The following is a 6,368-nucleotide window of genomic DNA, read 5'->3' as shown; positions in this document are numbered from 1 at the left end:
GGGGTCGCGGGTTCGAGTCCCGTCCACTCCGCCACTTATATTAAGCCTCAGTCGAAAGACTGAGGCTTTTTTCGTTTCTACTGCGGCGTTTCCCTGAAGTGTGTTTACACCTAATTAGACTACTCCCCATAATCCCTACTAAGTGAACTTTGCGTGATTACACACTAGGCTTTAATTAATATAGGCCGTTGATGCTGTGGAAAGACAATATGACCTACAAACAAACCTAAGTAATCTATGGTATTCAAAGGCGTTCAACGGCTTGAATCTTGATGAGAAAGAAAAAACGAACTGTGCACATAATCCAGAAAAGCGTCATATATACCCCCAATCTCTCCTGGCTCAAAAATCAAACGACTTGAAAAGAATTGGAAGGTGAAAGATTGAAGGAGCTCTTCATTAGCGAGGTGATGATTTTCGACGCTGAACATTTGATGAGTCTCAGAAAAAATATATCGCCAAGGGGTAAGAAGCGCCAAAACAGAGAGGGGTAGCTTAGCTCGAGGCTGTAAGCTATGCGGAATACTCACAAACGTCAAAGCTCAAACCCATTAAGAGAGTCGCTCTAGATCTAAGTGGTTATGTGCTCACTAGCGGTACTAGAAAATAGTTAAGTATTCCAAATGGATTATATGAAAAAGCCAACTGCTAAAGCGGTTGGCTTAGTATAAAAATCTCGACGTACTTTAGAGCGAGAAATGATGTCTAAAGAATACGTTTTAAAACACCATCTGCCTTTAGGCGGGTAATTTTTCTGACCAGTCGCTGTACCCCTATAGGATAGTCTTCTACTTTCTCTAATTGCTTATAAGTACAGATAAGGTGAGTATGCTCAAGAATACGCGAAACTTCGTCTTCAAACTTCTCAGTGAGCTTCGCATAATTGTCTTGTATGAGTAGCCCATTTTCTAGGTCGAGTGACCAAGCACGTGGGTTTAGGTTATTCCCAGTAAGTAGCATATAGCGTTTATCAACCCAAATACCCTTAAGGTGGAAGCTGTTATTGTCATGCTTCCATAGGTGAATTGACAATTTACGTGCGGCGATATTCGCTTCATTGGCTTTCGCAAAGCGACGCAAATTCACTTCGTAAAGATATGGAAGTCCGCCAATGGTTTTAAAGTCTTCCTCGGGTGCAATGTAAAAGTCGTTGGCGGTTTTATCACCCACAACAATAGTTACTTTCACACCACGCTTCATGGCTCGTTTCACTTCACGATGAAGTGCTTTAGGGAAGTTAAAGTAAGGCGTACAAATGAAAATTTCGTCTTGGGCTGCTGCCAATAACTTTACAATCTGTTGATTGAGCAGATTACGGCGTTTGCCTAGCCCAACTAACGGAGTGACTTTTACACTTTCTTCTGTTGCAGCTTGGTCTTCAAACTTATAGTTGGCTTGAGCAAGAGAAGCCCTCAGTTGGCGAATCGCCGACTTTATTTCTTTGGTTTCTGGCTTATCTTTTCCTGCAAGATCATTAACGGCAGGGTGAGCAATCATTTCTTCCTGAATGAATTGCACCATTGAATTCGCTAAAGATTCATGTCGAATCACATGGTAACGATCAAATCGATAACGTTCATGATAATGGAGATAAACGTTATTTAAGCTCGCCCCACTGTAGATAACAGTATCATCGACAATGAAGCCTTTTAAATGCAGTACCCCAAAAACTTCTCTGCCACGCACTGGTATGCCATAGACAGGGATTGGGTGTTGGTATTTGCTGGCATATGCTTTGTAAAGCGCTGAATTACCCTCAGATGTCTCCGCACCAATCAGGCCACGCTGCGCTCGATGCCAGTCGACACAGATATTGATGTCCAACCCAGGATTGCGCTGTTTCGCTTCATAAAGCGCAGTGAGAATTTCACGTCCAGCTTCATCATCTTCCAGATATAGAGCGACTAGGTAAATTCGCGACGTTGCTTTGCTGATAGCATCTAAAAGACGGGTTCTGAATGATTCTGCTGAATACAGAACATCAAAGTCTTCCGGATTGACAGCGAGACTTGGCAACTGTTCGAATGGATTCCTACTTACTATCATATCGGTATGAGTACCTTAGTTTAGTGCAATATTGCGAACCTGCCATTTTATCAAAGATATGATTTACCTGGCTACAAAAGCACGCGTTTTGATGTCGTTGAAGAGATGAATTGCATTGGAATGAGATCTTTACCGCTATCTACATAACGTTGAAATGCCATTTTTAGCGGGTGTGGTAGCTCAGAGCAATCAATTGTTGTGAATCCATGCTTGGAATAATAGGATTCGAGATGTGTAAACGCGAAGCAATAATCGCCATCAGTGAAAACATTGTTTTTACAATGAGTTAGTAGTTCTTTTCCAATCCCTGTTCCCCTAACTTTCGGAATGACCAACATTCCTGTCAATAGACGAACTTTATCTACACTTTTTAAACGTAGTAACGCAATGATTTCACCTTTATGGCTTGCTGTAATGATCAATTCATCTTTTTTGGCTCGACCCGCAGGGTAATACGCCTTGTATAGTTTCTTAATGAGGGGGAGCTTGATGGGATTTAACACTTCTATGATTAATGAGTCTGGTATTGTCACTGCGGTTAAAAGATAACTAATGTAGAATGTCGACAGTTTAAGAGAATCTTATCTGGTGTTGCAAACCTACTATGCAAATTAAAACAAATGCGAGCCTAAAGGCTTACCATACTTTTGGAATTGAACAATCGTGTTCCTATTTAGCTATCGTTGAGTCGCTTGAAGATGTTATTGAGCTATTTCAAAACCCAAGATTCACCCATTTACCGAAACTTTTTTTAGGTAAAGGAAGTAATGTTCTTTTTACAGAACATTTTGAGGGATTAGTGATTGTTAATCGAATCATGGGTAAAGAAGTCACGGAAACGGATGAGCACTACCTATTACATATTGCCGGTGGTGAAGATTGGCCTGAATTGGTTTCCTGGTGTGTGAATCAGGGGATCGGTGGGATCGAGAACTTAGCTTTGATTCCAGGTTGTGCTGGCTCGGCTCCTATTCAGAACATTGGTGCGTATGGCCTAGAGCTAAAAGACATCTGTGATTATGTAGATGTTCTTGATCTAACTACGTTTGAAAACAAAAGAATGCACGCCCAAGACTGTGAGTTTGCCTATAGGGATTCCATATTTAAACATGCGTTGCACGGAAAGTGCTTTATCACCGCATTAGGGCTTAAGTTGGCGAAGCAATGGCAGCCGATTAACCAGTACGGTCCTTTACAAAGTATCCCAGAAGAACAACTCAGCCCTGCTTCTATCTTCGAACGAGTATGCCAAGTGCGAAAGGCAAAACTGCCAGATCCAACCAAGATAGGTAACGCAGGTAGTTTCTTTAAAAACCCAGTGATCACAGAAGATCACTATGATCGACTAACAAAAAAATACCCTAACGTAGTGGCCTACCCAGCTTCAGGAGGAATGAAAATTGCTGCTGGTTGGCTTATTGATCAGTGTGGATTAAAAGGGAAGTCTGTACACGGTGCGCAGGTCAACCCTATGCAAGCTTTGGTTTTGACCAACATAGATAATTGTAGTGCTGATGACATTGTCGCGCTTGCTTCTTTAGTGAAGCATACAGTATGGGACAAATACCAAATCATACTTGAGCATGAAGTACGCTTTCTCAATCGTACCGGGGAGACCAATTTGGCTCAGATCGAGGCATCTAGATGAGAAAAGATCACTCTACGAAACTTCATATTCTAAAGTTATTAAGTGATGGAGAGTTTCATTCAGGAGAAGCGTTGGGCGACGATCTTAATGTTTCTAGAGCGGCAATCGCTAAGCACATTAAAGGTCTTAGTGAATGGGGTATTGATATTTATCGAGTGCAAGGGCGCGGTTACCAATTAGCCTCACCATTGCAGTTGTTAGACGAGACTCTCCTTACCACTAGCTCGGAGTCACTTGTTGAACTCGTCCCTGTGATTGACTCAACGAATCAATATTTGCTCGACAGAGTCGCGGATTCGGAAAAGGGCCGTGTTTGTATTGCTGAATATCAAGCACAAGGGCGTGGTCGCCGCGGTAGACAATGGGTCTCACCGTTTGGCTCTAACTTATATCTCTCTATGTATTGGCGACTGGATGCAGGAATGGCTGCGGCAATGGGCTTGAGCTTGGTGATTGGGATTGCCGCAGTGGAAGCTTTGGAAGAAGTAGGCATGCAAGGTGTTAAACTCAAGTGGCCGAATGACTTGTATTATCAAGATAAAAAACTGGCCGGAATCTTGGTTGAAATGTCGGGTCAGGCCGGTGGGGCTGCTCATCTAGTGATTGGGATGGGCCTGAATATTGGAATGCCTGACGACCAGCCTGAGATTGACCAGCCATGGACCACGTTGAACCAAGTAAATCAGAGTCTCAAGATCGATAGAAATGTTCTAGCAATGACACTTATCAAGCATTGGAATTCCGCACTTGTCGAATATGAAATGAAAGGACTTACTGGCTTTATCGAACGTTGGAATCGGTTAGACAATTTCCTTAATCGTCAGGTCAAACTGCTTATTGGTCCTAGAGAGGTATATGGCGTCGTTCGAGGCATCGATCATCAAGGTGGAATATTAATCGAAACCTCCCAAGGACTAGAGACTTATATTGGTGGTGAAATCTCGTTGCGTAAAAGTGACTAATCTTCGATTACTTTCGCAACGAAACTTTATCAACTAAGTGGTTAACGCCTTTGTGTAGAATCAAGTGGGCTCTCTCACGAGTTGGAAGAATATTCAATTCTAAATTGAGCCCATTAATATCATGCCAAATTTGCTTCGCTTTTTTCTTTGCGTCATCGACAGAGAGTTGTGTGTAGTGGCTAAAATAAGAGCCTGGTTTCGTAAAGGCCCCTTGGCGAAACTTTAAAAAGCGTTCTACATACCAATGTTCAATGGTTTCTGTTTCTGCGTCGACATAAATTGAAAAATCTAAAAAGTCAGAGACGAAGACACGATGCGGGTCATGTGGATAGTCCATTCCACTTTGCAGAACGTTTAAACCTTCAATAATAAGAACATCTGGTCTATCCACTTTCCTTAGTTCATCAGTAATGTCATACGTGATGTGAGAGTAGATGGGTACTTCAAGATCGGGCTTTCCTGCCTTTACGTCAGACATGAACTCGACTAAGCGCTTGATATCATAGGATTCTGGGAAGCCTTTACGATGCATGATACCGCGTTCTTCTAGTACTTTTTTCGGATATAGGAAGCCATCTGTTGTAACCAAGGACACTTTGGGATGATTCTCCCAACGAGAAAGCAATGCCGTTAGAATACGAGCAGTCGTACTTTTGCCTACAGCAACACTGCCAGCGATACCAATTACGAAAGGGGGAGCATGTTCCTCTGTATTTAAGAATTGTTGTAATACGGAATTGCGGCTTTGACGAGCCTGGACATACAGATTCAAAAGACGAGACAAAGGAAGGTAGATCTCTACCGCTTCCTCCATGGTTAGGTTTTCATTAATGCCCTGAAGCGCAGTCAAGTCGTCTTCAGAAAGTGTCATCGGTACAGAGTTTCTTAACTCGGCCCAATTTGCACGGTCAAATGACAAAAATGGACTCATGGGTCTCTTTTATCCTTGGTTTAATAGAAGCAAGAACATACATCAAGCGAACTTCAAAGCAAACGACAAAGGTCGAAGTTTACTTTAAAAAAGCTAAGTTTGTACGAATTTGCAGCAAACGAATCTAAAAAATCGAAATTTATGATTTTTTTTCAAATTACTATTGCAACCTAGAAAATCATTCAATAGAATGCGCACCACTTATGCCGACTTAGCTCAGTAGGTAGAGCAACTGACTTGTAATCAGTAGGTCACCAGTTCGATTCCGGTAGTCGGCACCATTCTTTCCTTTAGTAGTCTGAATGGCTTGAAAATTTGGAGGGGTTCCCGAGTGGCCAAAGGGAGCAGACTGTAAATCTGCCGGCACTGCCTTCGATGGTTCGAATCCGTCCCCCTCCACCATATTCTTTAGGAAATAGCTCTCAGAGTTACGTGTTGCGGGCATCGTATAATGGCTATTACCTCAGCCTTCCAAGCTGATGATGCGGGTTCGATTCCCGCTGCCCGCTCCACTCTAATTTGAGTGCTGATATAGCTCAGGTGGTAGAGCGCATCCTTGGTAAGGATGAGGTCGGCAGTTCGAGTCTGCCTATCAGCACCAGCTCTCAAGTTTATTTCCTTTTGATATTAGATTTACCAATTATCTTTTTTTGGTTGCGTGGTCAATTTGGGCCACCTAAATCCGTACCTAGAGGGACCACTCATGTCTAAAGAAAAATTTGAACGTACGAAACCGCACGTTAACGTTGGTACTATCGGCCACGTTGACCACGGTAAAACA

At 42.6% G+C, this 6,368-nt stretch carries 5 protein-coding genes and 4 tRNA genes; 6 read left to right on the top strand and 3 right to left on the bottom strand.

Features of this window, described 5'->3' with window-relative positions; all coding sequences use genetic code 11:
* Window positions 1-705: 705 nt before the first annotated feature.
* Together pssA and R7P72_RS23455 are read right to left on the bottom strand one after the other, a co-directional pair.
* Window positions 706-2,046 (bottom strand): CDP-diacylglycerol--serine O-phosphatidyltransferase, encoded by a 1,341-nt coding sequence (gene pssA / locus R7P72_RS23460; protein WP_005388686.1) that lies wholly within the window; start codon window positions 2,044-2,046, stop codon window positions 706-708.
* A 71-nt stretch (window positions 2,047-2,117) separates the two neighbouring features.
* On the bottom strand, window positions 2,118-2,549 hold the full coding sequence (locus tag R7P72_RS23455; RefSeq protein ID WP_031781233.1) for a GNAT family N-acetyltransferase: 432 nt from the start codon (window positions 2,547-2,549) through the stop codon (window positions 2,118-2,120).
* Between the two features lie 101 nt (window positions 2,550-2,650).
* Between R7P72_RS23455 and murB the strand changes: the two genes are divergently transcribed.
* A complete protein-coding gene (murB, locus tag R7P72_RS23450) occupies window positions 2,651-3,694 on the top strand; it encodes a UDP-N-acetylmuramate dehydrogenase (protein WP_132937404.1) in 1,044 nt (347 codons plus the stop codon).
* On the top strand, window positions 3,691-4,656 hold the full coding sequence (gene birA, locus R7P72_RS23445) for a bifunctional biotin--[acetyl-CoA-carboxylase] ligase/biotin operon repressor BirA (protein WP_005373054.1): 966 nt from the start codon (window positions 3,691-3,693) through the stop codon (window positions 4,654-4,656). The genes murB and birA overlap by 4 nt, the downstream gene beginning before the upstream one ends.
* A 7-nt stretch (window positions 4,657-4,663) precedes the next feature.
* On the opposite strand, the gene coaA is transcribed toward birA, so the two are convergent.
* On the bottom strand, window positions 4,664-5,587 hold the full coding sequence (gene coaA, locus R7P72_RS23440) for a type I pantothenate kinase (protein ID WP_005388683.1): 924 nt from the start codon (window positions 5,585-5,587) through the stop codon (window positions 4,664-4,666).
* Window positions 5,588-5,792: 205 nt separating this feature from the next.
* Here coaA and R7P72_RS23435 point away from each other — a divergent pair.
* From R7P72_RS23435 to R7P72_RS23420, 4 genes are all read left to right on the top strand, one after another.
* A tRNA-Thr gene (locus R7P72_RS23435) sits at window positions 5,793-5,868 on the top strand.
* 36 nt (window positions 5,869-5,904) lie between these two features.
* Window positions 5,905-5,989: transfer RNA gene (locus R7P72_RS23430), tRNA-Tyr, on the top strand.
* A 35-nt stretch (window positions 5,990-6,024) separates the two neighbouring features.
* Window positions 6,025-6,099 (top strand) — tRNA-Gly (locus R7P72_RS23425).
* A 13-nt stretch (window positions 6,100-6,112) separates the two neighbouring features.
* Window positions 6,113-6,188, top strand: a tRNA-Thr gene (locus R7P72_RS23420).
* Window positions 6,189-6,368: the final 180 nt, after the last annotated feature.

Origin of the sequence: Vibrio sp. Vb0888, from assembly GCF_033338835.1 — a bacterium.
In the GTDB taxonomy this organism is placed as follows: Bacteria; Pseudomonadota; Gammaproteobacteria; order Enterobacterales; family Vibrionaceae; genus Vibrio; species Vibrio alginolyticus.
The sequence above is the reverse complement of the archived record's forward strand: the minus strand, read 5'-3'. Positions and strand labels throughout refer to the sequence as shown.